Origin of the sequence: Paenibacillus anaericanus (genome assembly GCF_003994475.1) — a bacterium.
Classification (GTDB): domain Bacteria; phylum Bacillota; class Bacilli; order Paenibacillales; family Paenibacillaceae; genus Fontibacillus; species Fontibacillus anaericanus.
This window is the reverse complement of the sequence record NZ_RZNY01000001.1, coordinates 79,774-101,475: the sequence shown is the minus strand read 5'-3', so window position 1 is coordinate 101,475 and position 21,702 is coordinate 79,774. Positions and strand designations below refer to the sequence as shown.

General features: G+C 43.9%; 20 protein-coding genes. 7 read left to right on the top strand and 13 right to left on the bottom strand.

Annotated elements, in window-relative coordinates; all coding sequences use genetic code 11:
* Positions 1-44 precede the first annotated feature (44 nt).
* Together EJP82_RS00465 and EJP82_RS00460 are read right to left on the bottom strand one after the other, a co-directional pair.
* Positions 45-830, bottom strand: coding sequence for a hypothetical protein (locus EJP82_RS00465; protein ID WP_127190053.1), 786 nt, complete (start codon positions 828-830; stop codon positions 45-47).
* On the bottom strand, positions 827-3,967 hold the full coding sequence (locus tag EJP82_RS00460; protein WP_127190052.1) for a DEAD/DEAH box helicase: 3,141 nt from the start codon (positions 3,965-3,967) through the stop codon (positions 827-829). The genes EJP82_RS00465 and EJP82_RS00460 overlap by 4 nt, the downstream gene beginning before the upstream one ends.
* A 209-nt stretch (positions 3,968-4,176) precedes the next feature.
* Here EJP82_RS00460 and EJP82_RS00455 point away from each other — a divergent pair, with 209 nt between their 5' ends.
* Positions 4,177-4,932: a TspO/MBR family protein gene (locus EJP82_RS00455; RefSeq protein WP_127190051.1), complete on the top strand. Its 756-nt coding sequence runs from the start codon at positions 4,177-4,179 to the stop codon at positions 4,930-4,932.
* A gap of 84 nt (positions 4,933-5,016) precedes the next feature.
* Here the strand turns inward: EJP82_RS00455 and EJP82_RS00450 are convergent, their stop codons facing one another.
* The gene (locus tag EJP82_RS00450; protein ID WP_127190050.1) at positions 5,017-5,394 is read right to left on the bottom strand and encodes a RidA family protein; all 378 of its coding nucleotides are present in this window, start codon (positions 5,392-5,394) and stop codon (positions 5,017-5,019) included.
* Between the two features lie 772 nt (positions 5,395-6,166).
* Here EJP82_RS00450 and EJP82_RS00445 point away from each other — a divergent pair.
* The 4 genes from EJP82_RS00445 (at position 6,167) to EJP82_RS00430 (ending at position 10,748) form a co-directional block, all read left to right on the top strand.
* Positions 6,167-7,054, top strand: coding sequence for an FMN-binding protein (locus EJP82_RS00445; RefSeq protein WP_127190049.1), 888 nt, complete (start codon positions 6,167-6,169; stop codon positions 7,052-7,054).
* Positions 7,055-7,109: 55 nt separating this feature from the next.
* Positions 7,110-8,987, top strand: coding sequence for an NAD(P)/FAD-dependent oxidoreductase (locus tag EJP82_RS00440; protein ID WP_127190048.1), 1,878 nt, complete (start codon positions 7,110-7,112; stop codon positions 8,985-8,987).
* 271 nt (positions 8,988-9,258) lie between these two features.
* Positions 9,259-9,705, top strand: a complete 447-nt coding sequence (locus EJP82_RS00435) for a hypothetical protein (protein WP_127190047.1) — start codon at positions 9,259-9,261, stop codon at positions 9,703-9,705.
* A 62-nt stretch (positions 9,706-9,767) separates the two neighbouring features.
* Entirely contained in the window at positions 9,768-10,748 is a 981-nt protein-coding gene (locus EJP82_RS00430; protein ID WP_127190046.1) for a polyprenyl synthetase family protein, read from the top strand.
* A gap of 407 nt (positions 10,749-11,155) precedes the next feature.
* On the opposite strand, the gene EJP82_RS00425 is transcribed toward EJP82_RS00430, so the two are convergent.
* The 8 genes from EJP82_RS00425 to EJP82_RS00390 all read right to left on the bottom strand — a co-directional run bounded on the left by EJP82_RS00425 (position 11,156) and on the right by EJP82_RS00390 (position 19,035).
* Positions 11,156-12,031, bottom strand: a complete 876-nt coding sequence (locus EJP82_RS00425; protein ID WP_127190045.1) for a UbiA-like polyprenyltransferase — start codon at positions 12,029-12,031, stop codon at positions 11,156-11,158.
* A gap of 76 nt (positions 12,032-12,107) precedes the next feature.
* Positions 12,108-13,394, bottom strand: a complete 1,287-nt coding sequence (locus EJP82_RS00420; protein WP_127190044.1) for an aspartate aminotransferase family protein — start codon at positions 13,392-13,394, stop codon at positions 12,108-12,110.
* Between the two features lie 87 nt (positions 13,395-13,481).
* Positions 13,482-15,476, bottom strand: a complete 1,995-nt coding sequence (locus EJP82_RS00415) for a peptidase U32 family protein (protein ID WP_127190043.1) — start codon at positions 15,474-15,476, stop codon at positions 13,482-13,484.
* Between the two features lie 74 nt (positions 15,477-15,550).
* On the bottom strand, positions 15,551-16,351 hold the full coding sequence (locus EJP82_RS00410) for an energy-coupling factor transporter transmembrane component T family protein (protein ID WP_127190042.1): 801 nt from the start codon (positions 16,349-16,351) through the stop codon (positions 15,551-15,553).
* Positions 16,352-16,354: 3 nt separating this feature from the next.
* A complete protein-coding gene (locus tag EJP82_RS00405) occupies positions 16,355-17,239 on the bottom strand; it encodes an energy-coupling factor transporter ATPase (protein WP_127190041.1) in 885 nt (294 codons plus the stop codon).
* Complete coding sequence (locus tag EJP82_RS00400) at positions 17,215-18,057, bottom strand: ATP-binding cassette domain-containing protein (protein WP_127190040.1); 843 nt, start codon at positions 18,055-18,057, stop codon at positions 17,215-17,217. Before EJP82_RS00400 ends, EJP82_RS00405 begins: the two co-directional genes overlap by 25 nt.
* 50 nt (positions 18,058-18,107) lie before the next feature.
* The gene (locus EJP82_RS00395) at positions 18,108-18,662 is read right to left on the bottom strand and encodes a Gx transporter family protein (protein WP_211350020.1); all 555 of its coding nucleotides are present in this window, start codon (positions 18,660-18,662) and stop codon (positions 18,108-18,110) included.
* On the bottom strand, positions 18,646-19,035 hold the full coding sequence (locus EJP82_RS00390) for a NusG domain II-containing protein (RefSeq protein WP_127190039.1): 390 nt from the start codon (positions 19,033-19,035) through the stop codon (positions 18,646-18,648). Before EJP82_RS00390 ends, EJP82_RS00395 begins: the two co-directional genes overlap by 17 nt.
* A 213-nt stretch (positions 19,036-19,248) precedes the next feature.
* On the opposite strand from EJP82_RS00390, the gene EJP82_RS00385 reads away from it, so the two are divergent.
* Together EJP82_RS00385 and EJP82_RS00380 are read left to right on the top strand one after the other, a co-directional pair.
* Positions 19,249-20,343, top strand: a complete 1,095-nt coding sequence (locus EJP82_RS00385) for an FAD:protein FMN transferase (protein WP_127190038.1) — start codon at positions 19,249-19,251, stop codon at positions 20,341-20,343.
* Between the two features lie 569 nt (positions 20,344-20,912).
* Positions 20,913-21,071, top strand: a complete 159-nt coding sequence (locus EJP82_RS00380) for an asparagine synthase (RefSeq protein ID WP_127190037.1) — start codon at positions 20,913-20,915, stop codon at positions 21,069-21,071.
* A 117-nt stretch (positions 21,072-21,188) separates the two neighbouring features.
* Here EJP82_RS00380 and EJP82_RS28615 read toward each other — a convergent pair whose 3' ends face one another.
* Both EJP82_RS28615 and EJP82_RS00375 read right to left on the bottom strand, forming a co-directional pair.
* A complete protein-coding gene (locus EJP82_RS28615) occupies positions 21,189-21,314 on the bottom strand; it encodes a hypothetical protein (protein ID WP_281278176.1) in 126 nt (41 codons plus the stop codon).
* A 25-nt stretch (positions 21,315-21,339) separates the two neighbouring features.
* On the bottom strand, positions 21,340-21,639 hold the full coding sequence (locus EJP82_RS00375; protein WP_127190036.1) for a hypothetical protein: 300 nt from the start codon (positions 21,637-21,639) through the stop codon (positions 21,340-21,342).
* Between the last annotated feature and the right edge of the window lie 63 nt (positions 21,640-21,702).

Below are 21,702 nucleotides of genomic sequence, written 5' to 3'. Positions count from 1 at the left end.
GGGATATCCTGAACCTGCCATTTGTTATGTGTATTTAATTCCCGTTATTCTTGAGGTAGCTTGCGTAACGAGGCGGCGAGTTTCTCCGCACGCTGCATGACCCCAGATGAAATAAGGGAGTATCCTTTCGAAGCAGAGAAAACATGGGGAAGCAACTGCTTCCAAGGCACCGGTGATGCTACTGGAGCCTGGGACTCATCCACAGGATCAAGATGGATCTGCACGTCATGAAACTGCGGGCCCGGCTGATGCAACCTGCCCATTTCAGCCACTTCCGCGAGCCATTCAGCGATGTTTGGTCCACTCCCTTGTGCGCGACTTTGCTCCTCAGGATGATTACCAACATATCGAAGCAGTGCTTCTTCAGCATTTTCTAATGGTTCTATAGCTGCCCAATTATCGAGCACAGCAGCTAATAAGCCTTCCCGGGTTAATCCAAGCATTCTCAGTCGTAGATCAGGCTGTTTCTCCCACATGTTATCGGCATACTTCAATGCTTCAATTTTATGGTTACAGCTTAACTCACCGCAGGAGCATACCCCGCCGCCGGGCATCTCCCCTCCTGTTGTAATCAAACCCCAAGGTAATCTACGAGGCAGGAAATCCACAATACCACTGGACCCAACTTCGAGCAATGCTGCCAATTTTAGTGGTTGATCTTGCAAGCGTTGAACCAACGATGCTTCGAATTCTGTATCCAGTGGAGGTATAGCGAGTATAATTGAATATTTCGACTCTTTATTGTTATCACTAGCCGATATATCAATTCGTATCCCTTCCGGGAGAAATTCCATTTGAAGGTTACTGTGGGTCGCATTCGCTCCACTCATCTTCCATCCTCCTCCCCAATACTTCCCGCTTGTAGAGCAACCAAGTTTCGTAGTTCCTCATTCGACATTTCCGTCAACCACTGCTCACCAGAACCCACGACCTGTTCAGATAGTGACTTCTTCCGTTCAATCAGTTCATCGATTCGTTCTTCAAGGGTCCCCTGGCAGATTAACTTATGAACTTCTACATTCTTATTCTGTCCAATCCTGAACACTCGGTCTGTTGCTTGATTCTCAACAGCAGGGTTCCACCAACGATCATAATGAACAACATGATTAGCCCTAGTCAGGTTTAACCCAACTCCCCCCGCTTTAAGGGATAGTACAAATAAAGGTGAGCCAATACCTTCTTGAAACGCTTGAACCATTTGATCTCGTTCACTCTTAAGTACGCCACCATGTAAGAAGAAAGGGGCTACGCCATATCTTTGAGCTAACCGTTCCTTCAATAATTCGCCCATATGCACATACTGGGTGAAAATCAACGATGCTTCGCCATTATCCATAATCAAATCGAGTAGCTCAGTTAATCGCTCCATTTTACCTGATCGGTCAGCAATGTCCCCTGCATTCGTCCTACCTACTGCAAGCAGAGGATGATCGCAAATCTGCTTGAGTCGCGTTAGGGAAGTCAATACCAAACCTTTGCGAGCAATACCGTCTCTAGTTCCGATCTGAGACATCAATTCCTCCGTCACAGTTTGATACATCCTTGCCTGCTCTGGTGTCAGTGTACAGTACGACTTAAGCTCAATCTTCTCCGGAAGGTCCTTACGGATATCAGGATCACTCTTGAGGCGGCGAAGAAGGAATGGGGCTACCAATTTACGAAGCTTGCCTAGTTCCGCACTCTGGTTCCCACCCGTTCCAGTGTAACGTGACCGGAAAGAGGCATGTGATCCTAAATAACCCGGATTGAGGAATTGGAAAATAGACCACAGCTCACTCAGTCTGTTCTCCACTGGAGTACCCGTCATGGCAATCCGATGAGGGGCTGCAAGCTTCATTACGCTTTGGGCCTGTTTCGTACCGAAGTTCTTAATATACTGCGCCTCATCAAGCACAATAGTATCCCACTTCACATCACGTAGCTCTTTCGCATCTCTACCCGCCAACTGATACGTGGTCAATACAACATCCCGATTCTCACATGCCTCTAGAAAACGGTCTCCGTGGAGTCGATCACTACCGTGATGAACGTACAACCTCAATTCTGGGGCAAATCGGGTAAGTTCCCGCTCCCAGTTTCCCAGTAATGATGTAGGACAAATAATCAGGCTTTTACCCGCCCCTTCTGCTAATCCATCCAGTAGAACCGTGATCACCTGTACCGTCTTACCGAGCCCCATATCGTCCGCTAGCAGTGCGCCAAAGCCCAGTTTTCGCATAGTTGACAACCACTGATAACCTCGCTCCTGATAAGGACGCAGTGTGCCTTGTAACGAAGCCGGAACCTGCTTATACTCCGGTCTTCTTATTGCTTCTCCGTCCATCAGCATGGAGAGCAGTCCCGTTGATTCCACTCGCTCGACATACATTCCGTCCAAACGATTATCATCTTCATTATCAGATGTTAGATACATTAGTTCGCGGAATGTCATCGTTCCTTGCTCATGACGCTTCATGAACTTTAGGACCTGCTTTATTTCTTTTACATCAATCTCTATCCATTCACCCCGAAAAAAAACAAGCGGAGATTTCGAGTTTGAAAGTAATACTAGTTCTTCTTGGGTAAGTTCATGTCCGTTGATAACGGCTTCTGCCTGGAACGAGACTAATTGGTCCACCCCAAACTTCGGCAATCCAGCATCTTCGTTCTCACTATCCCACCCATCTGCCTTAATCTTAACTCCAGCCTGACGGCGACCCTCTTTGGTCCACCGAGAAGGCATTTGCACTGCAACACCGTTCTTGCGTAGTAAAGGTACCGATCTGCTCAAGAAGGTATATACCTCCTCAGGTCCGAGGGTTGCCCCCTCTGGGCGCTGCGATTCCATGGCAATCGACACTTCAGCAGATAACTCTGACGCCTTTTTGAGACGAAGGAGTAAGTTTTCCTGTATGTCCTTATATATGCGCTCCCGGACTTCCATCTCACGTTCCGGATAGCTCCAGATAAACCCGGCCGGAAGCAGAAGCGCTGGGTCTTCGACCCCTTCAGCCCAGAATGTTAGGACCCATTCAGGAACGCCTTCCTGTCTATTCAATAAATGCCCATCTATATTCTCCGCAGGTTCTAGACGTAGACATAGACGAAATGTTCCTACACCCCGTCCGTCCTGCTCATCATCTGTAACCTGAGGCTGGTCTCCGCCAGCAGCTGAGATATCCTCGGCCAACTGAGAAATTTCTACAAGACTTCCCTGAATATCGGGTGGCTGCCCAGAAGAAAGTAGGCTATTCCACCACAATTCGTGAAGCGGAGAATAACCTCGGCGGTAATCTGCTTTGGAAGGATTTAGCTTGCGTCCAAGATCACCAACCGATTTGCGCGTCTCGTTATCAATTATCGCCGTCAGGAATGAATAAAGGATTGAAATTTGCATTTGCTCAAGCGAACTTTCCTCCTGTGCAGCTACAAGTTGAACCGCCGATAAACAAATCGGAGGCATTGCGCCCGCCAATTGACGGAACTTTTCGTCATCCTCCTCATTACTTAGTAGCGGTCCCCATGCGGCACGTAGTGACGATTGCGCACCCCGCCGTCGACCACCTATCCTCGCCACTGGTCTCATTCCAGGGGTAATTTTACCCTGTAACATCAGCTCAAGTGCAAACTGTGAAACCACACTCCAGTAGTTCATCTCAACTCCGGGAATGATTCCTTGTTTCACTAAAAGTGATTCATCCCAATGAAGCAATAGAGACCATGCCTCGGGAGCCGGCAGTGCAAGTCCCTCTAAAGTTCGCCCGATTAACCCCTTACGCTCTCCACTTCGCGCTGCTCTGCGCGCCGAAGAGACAGGACATCGCACCTCCGCAAGCCTTAGCGCAGCTTGCTGAAATGGTCTGATCCCTTCAGTAAGCTCAATCGCTCTGATCGAAGCCGTCCAGGTATCTACTTTTGACTCTGATATTTCACCCGAGAAGCAAAACAACACATCCCCGAGCCATATTCCATAAAGACGTTGATTCATGGTGATCTCCCGTCGTTTCTGATTCCATCATTTAATTACATTTTATACGAAAATCAAACCATATAAAACCGATACCACATTATCCTGCAATATAGACTGGAACCCATGATATTGTTTTTACCATAAATGGATACAATTATATAGTAAACTCATATGACTAATTACTATCTTCAGATCACCGAATCCCCTCCAAGAAAGGAAACTATAACATGGTCCGAAAATATCCAATATGGAACTGTATATTCTTTGTTGCTGTAGTAGTCATGAACGCATTAGCTCAATTCGTTCCACTCGGTGGCAAGCGTACCGGAGAAATCTCTGATATGCATCATACGCTAATTACACCCGCAGGATACGCCTTCACGATATGGATCGTCATTTACACCTTATTGGCTGGATTTATCGTATACCAATTTCGTAGCTATAATGGATTAACTGATTCCGTGCTCCCTCTACGATTCTGGTTCATACTGTCCTGTATATTTAATATAGCCTGGATTCTACTCTGGCAATACCAATTTATCGTCTTATCCCTAATCGCGATAATCATGTTGCTGATTACACTCGCGGTATTGTACTTACGAACTCAAAAAATTCTCTTCCCTACTAGAGGAGAGCGTTGGTTTATTATTCTACCCTTCAGTCTGTATTTCGGTTGGATTTGTGTCGCAACACTTATCAATATACAAATTGCGCTATATTACACCGATATCGGCATTAACTTACATTCCAACGAGCTATTTGTAGGGGTTATTATACTTATCTTTGGCGTGCTAGCTTCTTTCCTCATTAGCTACCGTTCACTTAACGGTATTATTCCGCTCGTATTCTTCTGGGGGTATTCCGCGATAACTGTAGAACAGAAAGAGCATACGACAGTTTTTCTTACGGCTGGAATATTGTCTTCCATCCTTTTGGTATATGCATTGTGGATCACGTTCATGCGTGCATGCGAACGAGATTAAAAAAACCGAAGCGAAGAGAACCAACATGTTCTTCATCCGCTCCGGCCCCTTACCGGATTTATGCTTTTGCCCTTGCATCAAAGACTATTTCAGGGCTATAACTTCGATCTCAACTAATCCGTCTTTCGGTAGACGAGCTACCTCAACCGCACTACGCGCCGGATATGGTTGTGCAAAGAAAGTACCATATACCGCATTTACCTTAGCAAAATCATTCATATCTTTCAAATAAACTGTCGTCTTAACAACCTTATCAAGCCCACTACCTGCCGCTTCAAGTATTGCCTTAACATTGTTTAGGGATTGCGCTGTCTGCGCTTCAACACCCTCAGCAAATTGTCCTGACTCCGGAATCAAACCTAACTGCCCCGATGTGAACACGAGCTCTCCAATTTGCATCCCTTGTGAGTAAGGTCCGATCGCCCCTGGCGCTGCATCAGTTGAAATAACATTTTTAGACATTTACTATTCCACCTTTTCTATAATTAATTCGACTAATATAAATCTCTCCACTGAGAAGCTTCATTATATTGCCATTATTTTAACCTTCTAAATATATTAACATGGTGAACTACAAAAGATAAACTGAACTCACAGTATTTACTTTCGTCCTTTTGCATGAGCCGTTTTCTTGATCCATTGTATAATAACGAGTAAATAATAGAAATCCAACTTTTTACTGCCTTCCTGTCATCTATATGATACACTCTAATTTGGTTATGAAAGCTACCTATTGATCTAAAACCTTATAAGCACGCCAGAAATCATCCTCACAAGGCGTTCACTATTCATTATTGTTTTCTACTATAATAAATAGGAATGTCTTTATTGTTTGTAATATTTGGATCGGCGACTTCCGTTGCCCTGTAATAATTAGGAGTTTTATTCATTAAAAGTCGTCACAAACTATGTGAAAAAAATCGCCCAGAATTATAGTTAATGTGATATAATAAAAATAATTCTTCACAAAATTTAAATTTTAAAAATTCGAACAATCTTTTTCGGCTCTTTAACTCCGATCGTTTATCCTATAAATTGGAGGTAACAGGGATAGCTATGTCACACGGTAAGTGATTTATTTCACATAACCATTCCTGTTTTTATGTTAGAATTCCAACGACTACTGCTCTCCGTTCTCGATTGTACCGTATATTTCCTAGCTGCTTCACATTTCTTCTGTTATTAAAATGGTTCACATTTTAATATATATAATACATTTCTGGAGGTCATAATTATGAAAAAAGCTTCTATTATTCTCAGCAGCGCATTGCTGCTAGGTCTTCTCGCAGGTTGTGGATCCAATGATGCTAAAAATGCTGAGAAAGCAAATAACACACCACCGGCAGCAACAGAAAACAGCACTAATACTCCTGCTGCAGAAGGTCAATATCAAGATGGTGTTTACTTTGCACAAGGCGAAACTGATGAAAGCTCCGGATGGCGCCCATTCGTTACATTGACTGTATCCGGTGGTAAAATCACTGAAGCTAAATGGAATGCAACAAGCGCAAAAGCACCAGTTGATAAAGTTACTTATTCAGAAGAAGGCAAATACGGTATGAAAGCTGGCGGCGCTGCTTCCGAATGGCATGAGCAAGCAGCTGCAGTTGAGAAATACTTAATTGAGAAACAAGATCCTAAAGATATCACTTTGACTGAAGGCAAAACGGACGCTATTTCTGGCGTATCTGTACACGTTAGCGAGTTCTTTGATCTGGCTAGCACAGCTCTAACTGCTGGTCCGGTCCAAGTTGGTCCATACAAAGATGGTACCTACCACGCTGAAGCTGCTGCATTCGATGAGCACTCTGGCTGGAAAGAAACTGCCGACATCGTTGTCGCTGCTGGTAAGGTTTTAAATGTAAACTTTAGTGGCATAAATGATAAAGGTGAAGACAAGAAACAAAACTCCATTGACGGTAAATACGGTATGAAAGCTGGCGGAGCTTCTTCCGAATGGCATGAACAAGCAGCTCTAGCTGAACAATATTTGCTTGAGAAACAAGATCCAGCTGCATTAACTTTTAATGAAGAAGGTAAGACTGATGCCATTTCCGGCGTTTCAATCACATTGAAGTCCTACTATGATCTTGCAGCTCAAGCTCTAGAACAAGCAAAATAAGAATTTCCTATCTCTCAGCTCCATGAATACCAACCCATATTAAGAGGTGAATCTTTTGAAGAAAATAGTAGTTTTAGGCGGCGGTTATGGTGGTGTTGTCACTTCCAAGCACCTCGCCAAATTGTTCAAAAAAGACAAAGATGTACAAATTCAATTGATCGACCGCAATCCGTATCATACGCTTCTGACAGAATTGCATGAAGTAGCGGCAAATCGGGCTCCGGAAGACTCTATCAAAATTGAATTAAAGAAAATCTTTGCCGGACAAAAGGTAGATGTCGTTCTCGATTCAATCGACAACATTGACTTCGCATCTAAGCAACTTACGTCTGAGAAGGCCACTTATAAATATGACTATCTAGTCATCGGTACAGGTTGTAAACCAACCTTCTTCGGTATCCCTGGAGCTGAGGAACACGCTCTAACATTATGGTCTTATGAAGATGCTATTCGTCTGAAAGAGCAAGTTCGCCGCATGTTTGGCGAAGCAGCTAAAGAAAGCGATCCAGCTAAACGTCGTAAGAAACTTTCCTTCGTAGTTGTTGGTGCTGGATTCACTGGTGTTGAATTAGTTGGCGAGTTGGCTGAATTCCGTGATGAGCTTTGCAAAGAATTCTACATTGATCCTAGCGAAGTTCGTCTAGTTGTAGCGGATATGGCTCCTAAGATTCTACCTATCCTTCCCGACAAACTGATCGATAAGGCGGTTAAACGTCTTAACAAGATGAATGTCGAGATCGTTACTAACGCTAAAATTACTGGTGTTACTCCTTCTAGTGTAACTTTAGGTGATACAGAACTTGAAGCCGACACTATTGTATGGACTGCTGGTGTTGAAGGCTCTGACCTCGTTGGTAAGCTTGATGTTCAACAACAAGGTCGTAAACGTATTGTTACTAACGATAAATTGCAAAGTGTTGACCACAAGGATGTTTACATCGTAGGCGATAATATCTTCTATATTCCTGAAGGTGAAACTCGTCCGGTACCACAAATGGTTGAGAATGCTGAGCAAGCAGGCCCGCTCATCGCTCACAACATTCATGCAGTTATTAACAATAAACCGCAAAAATCTTATAAACCAGGTTTCCACGGAACTATGGTCTGCATCGGTAGCCGTTACGGTGTTGCCAATGTTGGTCTTCCTAATAAAATGTTCATGCTTAGCGGCTTCATGGCTATGGCCAGCAAGCATTTGATCAACCTTTACTACTTGTTCACTGTAGCTGGTTTCAGTAAAGTTTGGACTTACATGATGCATGAATTCTTCCATGTAAACAATCGTAGAAGTTTCCTTGGTGGCCATTTCTCCAAACGTTCACCAAACTTCTGGTTGGTACCACTTCGTATCTTTGTTGGTTATAAATGGTTGACTGAAGGTCTCGATAAGTTGCCTAAGATTTGGAAGGATCCTTCTAACATCTTCTTGATCCCGGCTTCCCCTAATGCTGGCGATGCTTTATCAGCAGCCAGTGAAGCTGCCGGAGCAGTTACTACGACAGTAGATGCTCAAACAGCGGCTTCTGCCGTAGAAAGTGCATCAACTGCAGTTACAGCTCTTCCTGTTCCTGGATTTATTAAGAGTATTGTTAACGGAACTATGGACATCTTCTTCTATACGAGTGATGGTGGATATACTACTCTTGCAACGATATTCCAATTCTTTATGGTATTCGCAGAAATCGCAATCGGCGCGATGCTTATCGTGGGTCTGTTTACCGCAGTATCATCGGCTGTTACAGTAGCACTTGGTGTCATGATCTGGTCATCCAGCATGGCTTCCTCCGAAATGCTCTGGTACATGACAGCAGGTGTTGCCCTCATCGGTGGTTCAGGCAGTATGTTCGGCCTTGACTACTACGTTCTTCCTTGGCTTAAGAAACAATGGAAGAGAATTCCGTTAGTACGAAGATGGTATCTATACACTGAATAAATATTGTAACCATTATTTATTCCCAATACGGAGTAATGTGCGCTAGCCGCACATTACTCTAATTTTTACCTCTAATTTTATCTCAAATTTCAAGGATACTAAAGCTGATTACGGCATTATACCGAAGAAGAACTTTCTTATTTCAGCACTTTATTTCTCACTCATTTAATCAAGCTGCTAATTAAGTTTATCGAGAATCCGGTTACGGAAATTTGCCAATATCGGTATCAGGGTCCCTGCTAACCTACCTGCCTCTAAGGAGTGTACCCTTATGAATATTAAACTCTTCCATGAAGCTATTCACTTGTTGCAGGGCGAATTATCGCCTGAAACTGGTATTATTCTAGATCTTAAGGAAGAAGACGTATTACCTATGGCGGACCTGTTAGTTCGATATGATCTACCCTCAGATCGTCAAAGTCGTCTACTCTCCATTTACATTGCAATCAAGCTCGCCCTTCTGCGACACAGCAGCTGTGAAGGCTCTGGTGAATACCTCACCCGTCAGGTATTGGATGGCGACTACTTATACAGTTTTTATGTTCAATTATGTCTTCAATGGGAAGAATATGAACTACTTTCTCACTTGGCACCTATTATCAAACAAATTCAGATCAAAGCCATTGAAGGTACTCCTGAAGAAGAACGCTTATTAAAGGGATGGGAATTATTTCTACAACTTGAGAATACCCACAGCCGAGCTAGCCAAGCCATCTAATAATCCAGAGCACACTATTTCGTGTGGGGACTGCACAGAATACGACATGAGGAGGTTCATCTATGAAGCTCGATGAAGCCTTAAACATCCCTCTAAGAACGGTAGACAAAGAGATCATAAATATAGTCAAGTTTGATAAAGATGTTCCCCGCTCTTCGGTTCTTGCCAAAAGTATCGTAGATCTGGTCCGATCGGGTGGCAAACGCGTTCGTCCCTTAATGGTCATCGTCGGAAGCCGTTTCGGCCCTTCACCTGATAAGAGTAAAGTATGGCGACTCGCTGCAGCTGCAGAATTTATTCATGCCGCCTCTCTAATTCACGATGACATCATAGACGATTCCCCTGTCCGTCGCGGTCAGAGTGCGCTTCATGTCAAATTAGGCGTTAAGGGAGCTCTGCATGTAGGTAATTATATGTCAGCGAGAGTCATCGAACTGATTTCTGGTTATTCAGCTGAACGTGAGAGATACGCTTACGACCTATCCTCTTTAGCAACAACACAGTTATGCCTAGGCGAATATCAGCAATTATCTTATTTATATAATTACGATATCACGATTGAACAATACTTGGAGAAATCCATAAACAAGACTGCGCAATTAATCGCCACATGTCTCAAGATAGGCGCACAATCTGCTGGTGCAGATGAAGAAATATCTGATCTACTGTACACTTTTGGACAGAAGCTCGGTATATCGTTTCAAATTCGTGATGACATACTTGATTTTACGCAATCTTCGGATAAGTTAGGCAAGCCAGCTGGTAGTGACCTACGACACGGCCAAGTCACACTCCCCGTATTGTACGCGCTTGAAGATCAGCATTTAGCTTCTTCTATCCGTTCAGTGTCTAGTGAGACCCCCATTGAGGAAATCGATGCTGTCATCGCAAGTATCCAAAGTAGTGACGCTCTTGAGAAGGCTGAGAACCTCAGCCAACAATATTTAAATGAAGCGCAGGAAATTATTGATCAGCTTCAAGAGTATCCCGCTCACCACGATCTTCAGATATTGCTTAATTACTTTGGGGGCCGTGATAGTTAATGGGATGAAAGAGTCCCTACTATATAAATTGAACTAATCATTGTGATTATAGCCTCCAAGAGCGGAATGTTCTTACGATCGCTGTTGTCCCCGAATTTCCTGATTGAATTGTTATTATGGTCGAAATTCGGGGACAAAGGCGAACGCTGCGCTTCTTCAGAATCATTTCGCTCTCTCCGGTATATCATCATTTTTTAATTCAGATTATATAGTAGTGATGAAAACCTAAGGGTAAAGGCGAACGCAGCTTATGCTTCCGATGTAGCTTTCCTTGGAAAGCTATTAGCTTCTTCAGATTCAAACGGCCCGCTACGCTAGCTTCTTTACCACTCTTTTATGTAAGAAGAAAAAAGGCAGGGTAACAAGTAGATTGATCTACTTGTTACCCTGCCTTTTTGTTGTAAAGCTTAGGATAATAAGAAGTAATCAGCCAATGTAGAGAATAAGATGACCATGCTAATTACTTGATTTAAATTGTACGAAGCGACGTTCATGCGCTTTCGGTTACTTGGTTTGATAATTTTATGTTCGGTCAGCAATAGAATTGTGGCAATACCAATGCCTGCGATATAAAACCAACTTAGGTCCCTTATCGGAATAAGTGCGATCAGTAACAGTACCATAATGAAATGCAGCCCCGCTGCGATCCTCAGACCATTTTTCAGGCCAAACACACTTGGAATAGACCAAAGCCCATGATTCTTATCGAATTCGATATCTTGGGAACCATAGATGATATCAAAGCCCGCGATCCATAACATGACGATGGTTCCGAGTATGAATGGGGTGAAAGCAAATTGCCCTGTTACAGCAAACCATGCTCCGATTGGGGCAGATGCAATGGTGAAACCGAGATATAAGTGACTTAAATACGTAAATCGCTTCGTGTAAGAGTACGATGAAATCAGGAATATAGCTACCGGTGACAAAATGAAGCACAGCATATTCAACATGGCAGCAGCGAAAATAAAGATACCGTAATTGACCACCACGAACAATAATACTTCCTTCGATTCCAATAACCTCCGTGGTAGATGGCGATGGGCGGTACGTGGATTTTTCTCGTCAAATACGCGATCTACTACACGGTTAAAAGCATTTGCGCCGTTTCTAGCACCAATGAGTGCAATTAGTCCCCATAACATCACACGCCCGGACGGCCAGCCCTCAGCGGCCCATACCATTGCAATGATGGCAAATGGCAGTGAAAATAGCGTATGCGAGAACATCACTAGTTCACCGTAAAGTTTAATTCTATGCGTAATTTTTCGGGCATGTTCCATTATAATTCACTCTCCTTGTTCCAAACGAGTTAGGGGTATCATTCCCCTACTCGCCTTCTTACTCTTGTAGCGTACTCTAAAAATATAATTTCGATAACGTATCCTCTAATGCAGCGAGCATCCCGCTAATATCATCTTCTGTGATCACTAATGGAGGTTGGAAGGCCAACACATTACGATCTACCCCATTCTTACCGATGATGTAGCCGCGATCCTTCATCTCTTCTAGTACATCATCAACTAGCTCAGCTCCGCGCCGGGTATCGTCCCAACACAACTCCGCACCGATCATTAGTCCAGCTCCCCGTACCTCACTCACTATCGCTGGATAGCGATTAGCGATGTCTTGGAGCCCTTCTAGTAATTGTGCACCAAGCTGCTGCGCCCGTGCGGGTAGATGGTGTGACTCGATATAATCAAGTACAGCAAGGCCAGTTGCAGACGATACTGGGTTACCACCAAAGGTAGAAGCCGATGGGCGATTATAGCTTGCCGCAATTTCATCCGTAGTAGCAAAAGCTGCCACAGGTATGCCGCTTCCAAGCGCTTTGGCCATCGTAATAATATCAGGCACAACACCTAGACGGTCCATAGCAAACATAGCGCCAGTTCGACCAAACCCAGTCTGAATCTCATCGGCAATAAGCAGAACTCCATACTGCTCTAGCAGTGCCTTCACCTCAGCGAAGTACCCTTCTGGAGGAACAATGATTCCTGCATTGCCCTGAATGGGCTCCACAATCATAGCAGCGATCTCCTCACCCTTCTCCTCAAGCACAGTCTTCAATGCTTCCAGTGAACGGCGAGCCGCTATCTCTGTATCTACACCTCGTTCATACGGTCGCGGAATAAAAGTAACATCACGCTCGTGCTCAAGCTGTGGATCGGTACGCCACATTTGTATCCCCGTGACGCTCATTGTTAAGTACGTCCGCCCATGCAGCCCTTGCTCCAAGGCTAGGAAGCCTCGTCGGCCTGTATGGAGACGAGCCAATGTCAACGCACCTTCATTCGCCTCTGAACCACTGTTCACGAAGAACGTACGGTTCACCCCTCTAGGAAGGACACCAGCCAGACGTTCAGCTAAATCAACATTAGGTTGTGTTAGATAGATCGTACAGGTATGTTGCAGCATCTTCAGTTGCTCCGCTGTACGTTCTGCTATCTCTGGATTACAGTGGCCACTGGCCACAACCGATACCCCTGCGAAGAAGTCACAGTAACGCTGACCATCATGACCATACAAATACTGCATTTCCCCTTTTACCAATTGGGGTGGATTATGATAAAAATGACTGGTACAGGGATAGAAATATTGTTTGCGTTTCTCGAGAACATTCTGAGGTCCAATGTAATTTTGCATGATTCCCGCTCCTTTTCCTGTTCACAATGTGTGAAAATCTTCACCTACCTTGTGGTCAAGAACTCACTAGACAGGCATTAATATGGATTACACAACCGTTTCAGGTTCTGCCTTACTCTCTGCATCCGAATCCTTAGCCTCGTTATTATGATCTCCGTCAAATTGCAGTGCACCGAGTGTAAATCCCGCATACACCGGATTCAATTCCTCCAACTGTGGTTCTCCCGTCCCTACCTTATCTAACGCGGATCTATAGACGCGTACTATATTCTTTAGCTGTTCTGGACGATACGTTGCCCCTTCAATCCGACATACAGATAATCCTGCGGCACTGAGTTCCTCTACCACCGATAGGAGACATAATTCCTTAGCCAAAGTTAGATGACAGCGCCCATGAACGTCACGGTATACCGGGTTCTCACCTTTATCCGTCATCATCACTAGCACACTATTATCTACATATTGATTATCTTCCTTAGCGATTGGCTCAAAAGCTTCCGTATTCTCATACAAATCATGTTCCATATACATAATAACGGACGAACCGTGTACAATCGCTTCTAGCGGCACCTGAGTATTCTTCAGTAAGGATACATAATCGTTCAGTTGAAGTTCCATAGATGCAGTAAGTCTCTCTACTCCAAGAGAATTATAGAACTCTGCCGATAGTGGATTCGATATATTCAAGTTGATATCACCCACAAGTGGGTAACCACTGGAAGCAAACTTATGAATCGCACCGAGATTCGTCGCCAAAATTCCATCGATCGGTAAACGTTCACCTGATAATAAAGCATCATATATTTCAAATTGAAGTTCGGTCATCATTCGTGGCAATCCCAAATATACCTTAGCATTCCCCTTCAACGCGCCAAGTTCCAACAAATCCGCTTTGGAAAAAGGACGGTCTGGCTCAAACACATCTCCTGATAAGTAAATATGATCTGCGCCTTCTTCTAACGCAACCTTAGCTTGTGCCATATTGTTCACATGGACGGATAATTCCGCTACACGTGAAGTCTCCGATTGTCTAATGCTGGTCAACTTCTCCGAGATCTTCTCTAACCTTGTGGCGCTAAGTTCACGCTCTACCGTCGGTGTACTAAATACCTTGCCTGTACTATAGAATTTTCCCGTTCCTTCATAACGTTTATTGATATACGATAATCCAGGACGACCAAATGCATAACCCGTGGAAAAATCACGTTTACGATTCTCAAATAACAAACTCGTATCCCGGCTTCGTTCAAAACCAATTGGATCTTCAATGTAACGGTCGATAGCATCTCCATAAGCATTCACTAACATCAGCACAAAAGCGGAATCGCGCATGCGACCTTCGATCTTGAATGAGGTTATTCCACCATGGATCAGTTCTGGAATATGCTCATACATGAACATATCTTTAACAGCAAGAGGATACTCGGAAGGATACACATTGCCATCTTTCTTGATTCGATATTCCCAACGACACGGTTTCAGACATTTACCACGATTACTACTCATTCCAAATACAGAAGAACTGAAATAGCAGTTAGCTCCATGTACCGAGCACATATCCCCATGAACAAAATACTCTAGCTCCATGCCGGTCTCTGCCAGAAGATGCCGCGTTGTCATCAGATCCATTTCTCTCGACGTAACAACCCGTGTGACACCCATTTCCTTAAGGGCCTTAACCATCTCCACGTTGTGTACGTTCATCATGACTGAAGAATGGACATCAAGAGACAAATTCATCTCCTTAATCAATGCGATGACAGCGAAATCCTGAACTATGAGCGCATCAGGTCCTGCCGTTTCGAGAAATTTTAAATAATCCCGAGCTTCAGCTAGTTCGCCCTCACTAAGTAAATTGTTAACCGTAATATACACTTTTTTACCCAAGCCATGAGCGATTTGTACAGCTTCAGTAATCTCGTCCAGCGTGAAATTGTACCCCTTGCGCATTAAACGCATATTTAAACTCGGACCTCCGAGATATACAGCATCACAATTAGCCTCTATTACTTCCTTGAAAATATCAAACGTACCTACCGGTGCAAGCAATTCAACTTCTTTTCCATTAAAATAGCGAGCCACAGCGTTTCCCCCTCTGTATGTGTAGTATGTGTGAGCGTTCAAAAGATCAATAATAATCGATTCCACATCTTCTTCTATATAAATCTGAGATAAACAATGATAGCGACTAGCATCACATACGATAGAATAAACCCAGTATCACGTTTACTCCAGCTCAATAGATGATATTCCGAGCGTGGTGCCCCGACTATATAACCACGTGACTCCATAGAAAGGACTAACTCTTCAGCACGGCGAAATGCTCCAACCGTCACCGGGACAAGCAATGAAACTAGCAACCTGCCTTTTTCCTTCCAGGGTAGCTCCTTCATATCCGCTCCCCGAGCCGCTTGTGCCTTCATAATTTTGTGAGTCTCATCTAGAATCGTCGGGATGAATCTTAATGCAATGCCCATCATAAGAGTCAATCGCTCCGCCGAGATCCCTACTTTACGCAGTGGCTTCAAAACACCGGATAAGCCTTGATTGAGAAGTCCTGGTGTCGTTGTAAACGTGAGAATAGCAGTAAAAGATACCAGTAGGGTCATCCGCAAGGCAGCGATTAACCCGCTGCTCAGCCCACCGGAGTAAAGTTCCCATGAACCTATGTGCCATAAGACGGTCCCTTGCTTAATCGACAGACTTTGAACAACAAAGATAAATACCATAAGAACCCACAGTGGCTTGGCGGCTTTGGCATAATACTTCAGTGGGATACGGGTAGAAACCATATACGCTAGTGAGAAGACCGTAGCTAAGCCTAACGCGACCCATGAATTAACAACTAAGAGAGCGATAAGATAGAGCACCATACCGGTTAGCTTTGCCCTTGGGTCCACACTATGGACCCAAGAGCCCGTATCAATGCTTCGCCCGAATAGCAATTTGTTTCGCATCCTTTAACCGCCACCCCCTTCTGCCGTATCATGAACTTGTAGCACCCTCTCTAACCTTTCCGCCAGAGCCTCTACAGTCAAACAAGGTTCTTCCATTTCCAGTCCGAATCGGGTGGCTATTTGATTCCAATAGGAAATGCAGGACGGGAGTGCAAGGCCACTAGCTTCAAGTTTCAATGCTTCCCGAGTGAGCTCCGCAGCTGAGCCTTGAAACGTCTTACGCCCATCTTGCATCACAATCCATTGATCTACATATGGCAGCATTTCTTCCATTCGGTGTGTTACAACAATTACCGTCTTTCCCTGATCCCTCCGCAGACGGTACAGTAGTTCCGCAAGTTCCGCCCTACTCTGCGGGTCTAATGTCGCCGTGGGCTCATCCAGCACAATCACATCTGGATCCATCGCAAGTACGGTAGCAATTGCTACTTTACGCATCTGCCCTCCGCTCAGATGGAACGGATTTCGTTCAAGGAATGAGTCATCCAAACCCACCATAGAGAGTGCCTTACTAGCTTGCTCCTTCGCTTCCACCTTGCTGCTTCCGAAATTTAGTGGCCCAAAACAGAGATCCTTCTCTACCGTATCTTCAAAGAGCTGATGTTCAGGGAACTGAAATACCAATCCAACCCGTCGACGAAGTTCCGTCAATTTAGGTGTTTTTTCTCCCGCCGACATGATAACGTCAAACACTTGAACCTTTCCTGTCGTGGGCATCAGAATACCATTGAGGTGCTGCAGAAGCGTTGACTTTCCCGAGCCTGAAGCACCGGCGATCGCCACAAATTCACCCTCATTTATCTTCAGGTCTATATCTTCCAATGCTCCATGTCGCCAAAGATTCTTAGCATCATAAGCAAAACTCACTTGTTGAAAAGTAATGGCCATAAGGTCCCTTCCACCTCCTTATCAGCATTGGGAAAAGGAGGAACTTTAATCCCTCGTCTCTCAAGTTCCTGAATTAAACGAATGTGGTAAGGAGCAATCAACCGACAAGAATTCAACAAAGCATCGTCACTAAATAATGTATCCGGATCTACATCGGCGGCAACGGTCCCATCCCGAAGTACAATCACTCGGTCCGAGGCCATAATTTCTTCAGCATCATGTGTGATCGATACCATGGTGTAATCTCCATTGCTTCTCATGTCCCGCAAAATATGTAACAATTCACCGCGGGCCTGCTCATCCAACATAGAAGATGCCTCATCAAAAATAATAATTGCAGGCTCCATTGCTAGAATCGCAGCCACTGCTACACGCTGTTTCTGTCCGCCTGATAGCTCGGATGGATGTTTGGAAAGTAGATGCTGTATCCCTAGCTTCTCCGCGTATTGCTGCACTCGAGACACCATTTCTACACGTGGCAAACACTGGCCCTCCAGTCCAAAAGCAATGTCTTCTTCGACGGTAGCACCAATAAATTGATTGTCTGGATTTTGGAATACCATGCCGATACGGGGCATAATAAGTGAAGCCGTCTCCCTAAGCAGCGGGGTACCCTCTACAATGATCTTTCCGGCATTCACAGCAAGAAGCCCGCCAAGTAGCTTGGCGAGCGTCGATTTTCCACTACCGTTGGCACCAACCAACGATACCCAGCTTCCAGAGGTAATGCTTAGTGTCACATCGCTGAGGACCGGATGCTCCGGTTCGTAGGCGAAGGAAACCTGCTGCAGATCATAGGCTAGTTTTGTTCCTTCCATAACCCTCTTCCCCCTTCTTGACCAGCTAGGAACTGGTCAACTACACCCGATCAAGATGTTTTAGCCAGAAAACTATCAAATAGAGACAGTTTGGAGAGTGCCGGTATTAAATATCTCACCGCGATACCTACTGCAATCCCCGTCAGAACTCCCATAATCATAAGCATAGGCAAATAATAAAAAATATTTAAAGTTCCAAAGTAAAGTGCTGCTGCAGTGAGTTGTCCGAAGTTATGCGCAATCCCACCGATAATACTAATTCCGATTACACTCAGTTTATCTCGTCCCACCAGTAGCAGGAACCACATCGCAGCAAAGCTGAACAACGCTCCCATAATACTGAATAAGAAGCTAGAAAAAGTCCCAAACATAAAAGACGTTAACAAGGTCTTAAGTATGACCATCATGAAAGCGTCCCTCGTCCGTAAAAAATATAGACAGGTCAGCACCATAATATTAGCGAGGCCTAGCTTCGCGCCTGGAACACTCATATTAACAGGGATGTACATTTCCACTAGACTAAGAACTACAGACACAGCGGCAAAGATCGCAATGATCACCGTTCTTTTTAATGCGATACTAGATTGCTCATTTAACGATGACATCGACATCATCACCTTCCCCAGGAATCCCCTCGATTTCAACTAGCACTCGATGAGGCAAGCAAACAATAGTGCCCCCATTCCGCTCAACAAATCCAAACGACAGACATACTTCATCAGGGCAATCTGCTTCGATCATCTCGATCCCGTAATCGTGAACCTTTAATATATTATACCCAAATTCTGTTTTTACATCGATTATCTGCTCTTCTTTTGTCAATTCAACGGTTTTAAATAACTTTCCATCAACTGTAATATTAGCAACCTTTGGTGTCTCGTTGTGATTTTTTTCACTAGATTCAAACCACCTAGGAACTAGAAATGCAAGCGCAACGATAACAATCAAGCCGATTAATAGCATATCTCCGCGTTTCATGGGGTAAACTCCCTTATTTTTTGATTATATAAATCTTATTCATTATACATGGAACTAGATCAACCTTCAATGAATAACGTCTGTTATTGTGTTTATTTCACCTCTTTTCACAAAACTCTCACTTCGGAAGTCGTCTTTTGGAATCCAATTTGTGTAATAAAGGTCGATCTGCTAAAATCAATGACGAACTGACAGGAAGAAAAGAGGCTTCTAATGAAAAAATACAAACTTACAATCACACTTACCACCCTAGCTCTATTCGCCAGTCTGTTAAGTGGATGCTTTGGCAATAACAATAATGCAGCGGACTCTACCCAAATTACGAGCGGCAATTCATCTCAGTACGAAACACTCGAGCCACTATCCCAAACCTATTTTATATTCGATACGGTTGTAAATGTCAAAATTTACGACACACGAGCGACCAAGGACAATTTACAAGACATTGAGAATATACTGAAAAATATTGACCAAAAAATTAGCCGCAATCAAGAAACCAGTGAAATATCTAAGGTCAATGCTAAATCAGGTATTGCAGCGGTTAAAGTATCAGAAGATACGTATGATCTCGTCTCCAAAGCACTAGAATACGCCGAGCGTACAGATGGCTTGTTCGATCCCGCGATCGGTAAGCTCGTTGGACTATGGAACATTGGGCATGAAGGTGCGCATGTTCCCGCTAAGGAAGACATCGCAGAGGCATTGCTGCTAAGTGACTACCGTAAGGTTGAGATGAACGACGATACACATGAAATTTATTTACAGGAAAAAGGCATGGACATCGACCTTGGTTCTATTGGTAAAGGGTATGCAGCAGATGTCATTTACGATTATCTCACTGACAAAGGGTTCAACAGTGCCATTATCGACCTCGGCGGCAATGTCTTTGCTATGGGTAGTAAACCCGGTGGCAAGAAATGGACCGTTGGTGTTCAAGACCCCGACAAAGAGCGAGGAAATCCGATTGGTACCATCCAAGTCGAGGACAAGACCATCGTAACTTCAGGGATATATGAACGCTTTTTTATAGAGGACGGTAAGTTATACCAGCATATCCTTAATCCGACCACGGGATACCCTGTAGACAATAATATCAGTAGCGTGACCATCGTGACCAACCGCTCGACCGATGCTGACGCCTTATCTACTACATTATTCGTGCTTGGAATCGAAGAAGGGCTCAAATTTATCGAAAATACACCCGACGCCGAGGCGTTGTTCATTTCGAAAGATAAGAAGCTTTATGGCACTTCTGGTTTCAAAAAATTGTTGAATAAAACGAATGACAGCTATACATTTGCGAATTAGATAAACAACTATTATATCAAATGTTTAACGGGTAAGTTGATACATTAATATCAACTGCCCGTTTTTCTTTGTTGCGCTATTGACATATGTGTGTATATTGTTATATAATATAATTTGATTGATTATCCTCGGTTTTTGATTCCTCAACGTACAACCCTTCTATATACCGTTTCAGGTATAGCATTCCTATTCTATTGACCCAAGAGTAAGAATTTGTTTCTGATTCACACTGGCGCGGTCTTCGGAGCCGCAAGGATGAAAGAGAGGTAGGGCTTTTGTCGTTTTAGAAAAACAGGTACTTGTACAAGTAGGAATACCGATGTTGATGTCTTTTAACGTGTACATAAAAGACAGATTATCATACAGCATTATAACTAAGTCCGGTCCCCCATTATCCACTTCATTGGAACCGGAGCTAGGCAATCGCCCTGCGGATAATCCGCAGGGCGATTTTCTATTTCTTTAATTCGTTTTTTTTCCCACTAAATATCACTCCACGAATGAATAACAACTCATGATTGAGCCCAGAATAACGATGTCTTCCAAACTAACTCAAAGAGGTGTTTCGTATGCGTGAAGGTATGATTCCTACTGTTCTCGGAGCTGTAGTATCCGCTTCTGCTGCATCACTGCTTGGAAGCAAGTATAAACTTGCTGCAACGGGAGCTCTTGGTTTTGGCCTCGCACATGTCGTGCTAGGTGCCATTGACCTGTTTGACCGACGCTAGCTTTGGAGGGTGACCCGGGAGGAATTCCTCCCGGTATATACACTTTTTTCTTTAGCCTGTCCCAATCTCATACGCACCAAAGTCTAAGCCCTCGCATAGAAAATCCCCCTCTGTTTATTAGTCCGCTGGTGTAGGCCCTGTTGATAAATCCCCAATATCCTCAGATCCAAAGAAAAATAGGGCAATTAATATCACTATAATGACCGCTTCTGTGAAACCCTCTCCATCAAATGAATTACTCATAATTCACCTCTTCAGTCAAATGTCCTCATCTTCCACTCTTCTTCTTCAAAGCTGCAAATACTTCATCCAAAGTCATTCCACCATTTTCATCTAGAAATTGTGTCATCTTCCCTATATTTGGATTACTCAAGTCACCAAGAGTATTGAATTTACCAACTAGACTAATAACGGTTGATGCTTCCCGAAAGAGTTCTATAGAATCCACTTTTAATTTACCAGTTAACAGTAGCGAGGCTACAATGATCTCTAAATTTTTACTCTTCAGGGAGGACTTTGGCGTTGAACGTTTACAATTCTGCTTCTTATTTCTATCAAGGGGAGCCATACGGTACCCTCCCATTTCATTTAAGTCATATTAGACATCTTATGCTGAAAATAAAAATGCGTA

Excerpts from the sequence above, each read along its gene's own strand:
- EJP82_RS00455 (WP_127190051.1), top strand. The coding sequence starts at position 4,177 with ATGGTCCGAAAATATCCAATATGGAACTGTATATTCTTTGTTGCTGTA.
- EJP82_RS00385 (WP_127190038.1), top strand. The coding sequence starts at position 19,249 with ATGAAAAAATACAAACTTACAATCACACTTACCACCCTAGCTCTATTC.
- EJP82_RS00465 (WP_127190053.1), bottom strand. The coding sequence starts at position 830 with ATGAGTGGAGCGAATGCGACCCACAGTAACCTTCAAATGGAATTTCTC.
- EJP82_RS28615 (WP_281278176.1), bottom strand. The coding sequence starts at position 21,314 with ATGAGTAATTCATTTGATGGAGAGGGTTTCACAGAAGCGGTCATTATA.
- EJP82_RS00375 (WP_127190036.1), bottom strand. The coding sequence starts at position 21,639 with ATGGCTCCCCTTGATAGAAATAAGAAGCAGAATTGTAAACGTTCAACG.
- EJP82_RS00405 (WP_127190041.1), bottom strand. The coding sequence starts at position 17,239 with ATGGCCATTACTTTTCAACAAGTGAGTTTTGCTTATGATGCTAAGAAT.
- EJP82_RS00435 (WP_127190047.1), top strand. The coding sequence starts at position 9,259 with ATGAATATTAAACTCTTCCATGAAGCTATTCACTTGTTGCAGGGCGAA.
- EJP82_RS00445 (WP_127190049.1), top strand. The coding sequence starts at position 6,167 with ATGAAAAAAGCTTCTATTATTCTCAGCAGCGCATTGCTGCTAGGTCTT.
- EJP82_RS00380 (WP_127190037.1), top strand. The coding sequence starts at position 20,913 with ATGCGTGAAGGTATGATTCCTACTGTTCTCGGAGCTGTAGTATCCGCT.
- EJP82_RS00410 (WP_127190042.1), bottom strand. The coding sequence starts at position 16,351 with ATGCGAAACAAATTGCTATTCGGGCGAAGCATTGATACGGGCTCTTGG.
- EJP82_RS00425 (WP_127190045.1), bottom strand. The coding sequence starts at position 12,031 with ATGGAACATGCCCGAAAAATTACGCATAGAATTAAACTTTACGGTGAA.
- EJP82_RS00400 (WP_127190040.1), bottom strand. The coding sequence starts at position 18,057 with ATGGAAGGAACAAAACTAGCCTATGATCTGCAGCAGGTTTCCTTCGCC.
- EJP82_RS00460 (WP_127190052.1), bottom strand. The coding sequence starts at position 3,967 with ATGAATCAACGTCTTTATGGAATATGGCTCGGGGATGTGTTGTTTTGC.
- EJP82_RS00430 (WP_127190046.1), top strand. The coding sequence starts at position 9,768 with ATGAAGCTCGATGAAGCCTTAAACATCCCTCTAAGAACGGTAGACAAA.
- EJP82_RS00390 (WP_127190039.1), bottom strand. The coding sequence starts at position 19,035 with ATGAAACGCGGAGATATGCTATTAATCGGCTTGATTGTTATCGTTGCG.
- EJP82_RS00450 (WP_127190050.1), bottom strand. The coding sequence starts at position 5,394 with ATGTCTAAAAATGTTATTTCAACTGATGCAGCGCCAGGGGCGATCGGA.
- EJP82_RS00395 (WP_211350020.1), bottom strand. The coding sequence starts at position 18,662 with ATGTCATCGTTAAATGAGCAATCTAGTATCGCATTAAAAAGAACGGTG.
- EJP82_RS00420 (WP_127190044.1), bottom strand. The coding sequence starts at position 13,394 with ATGCAAAATTACATTGGACCTCAGAATGTTCTCGAGAAACGCAAACAA.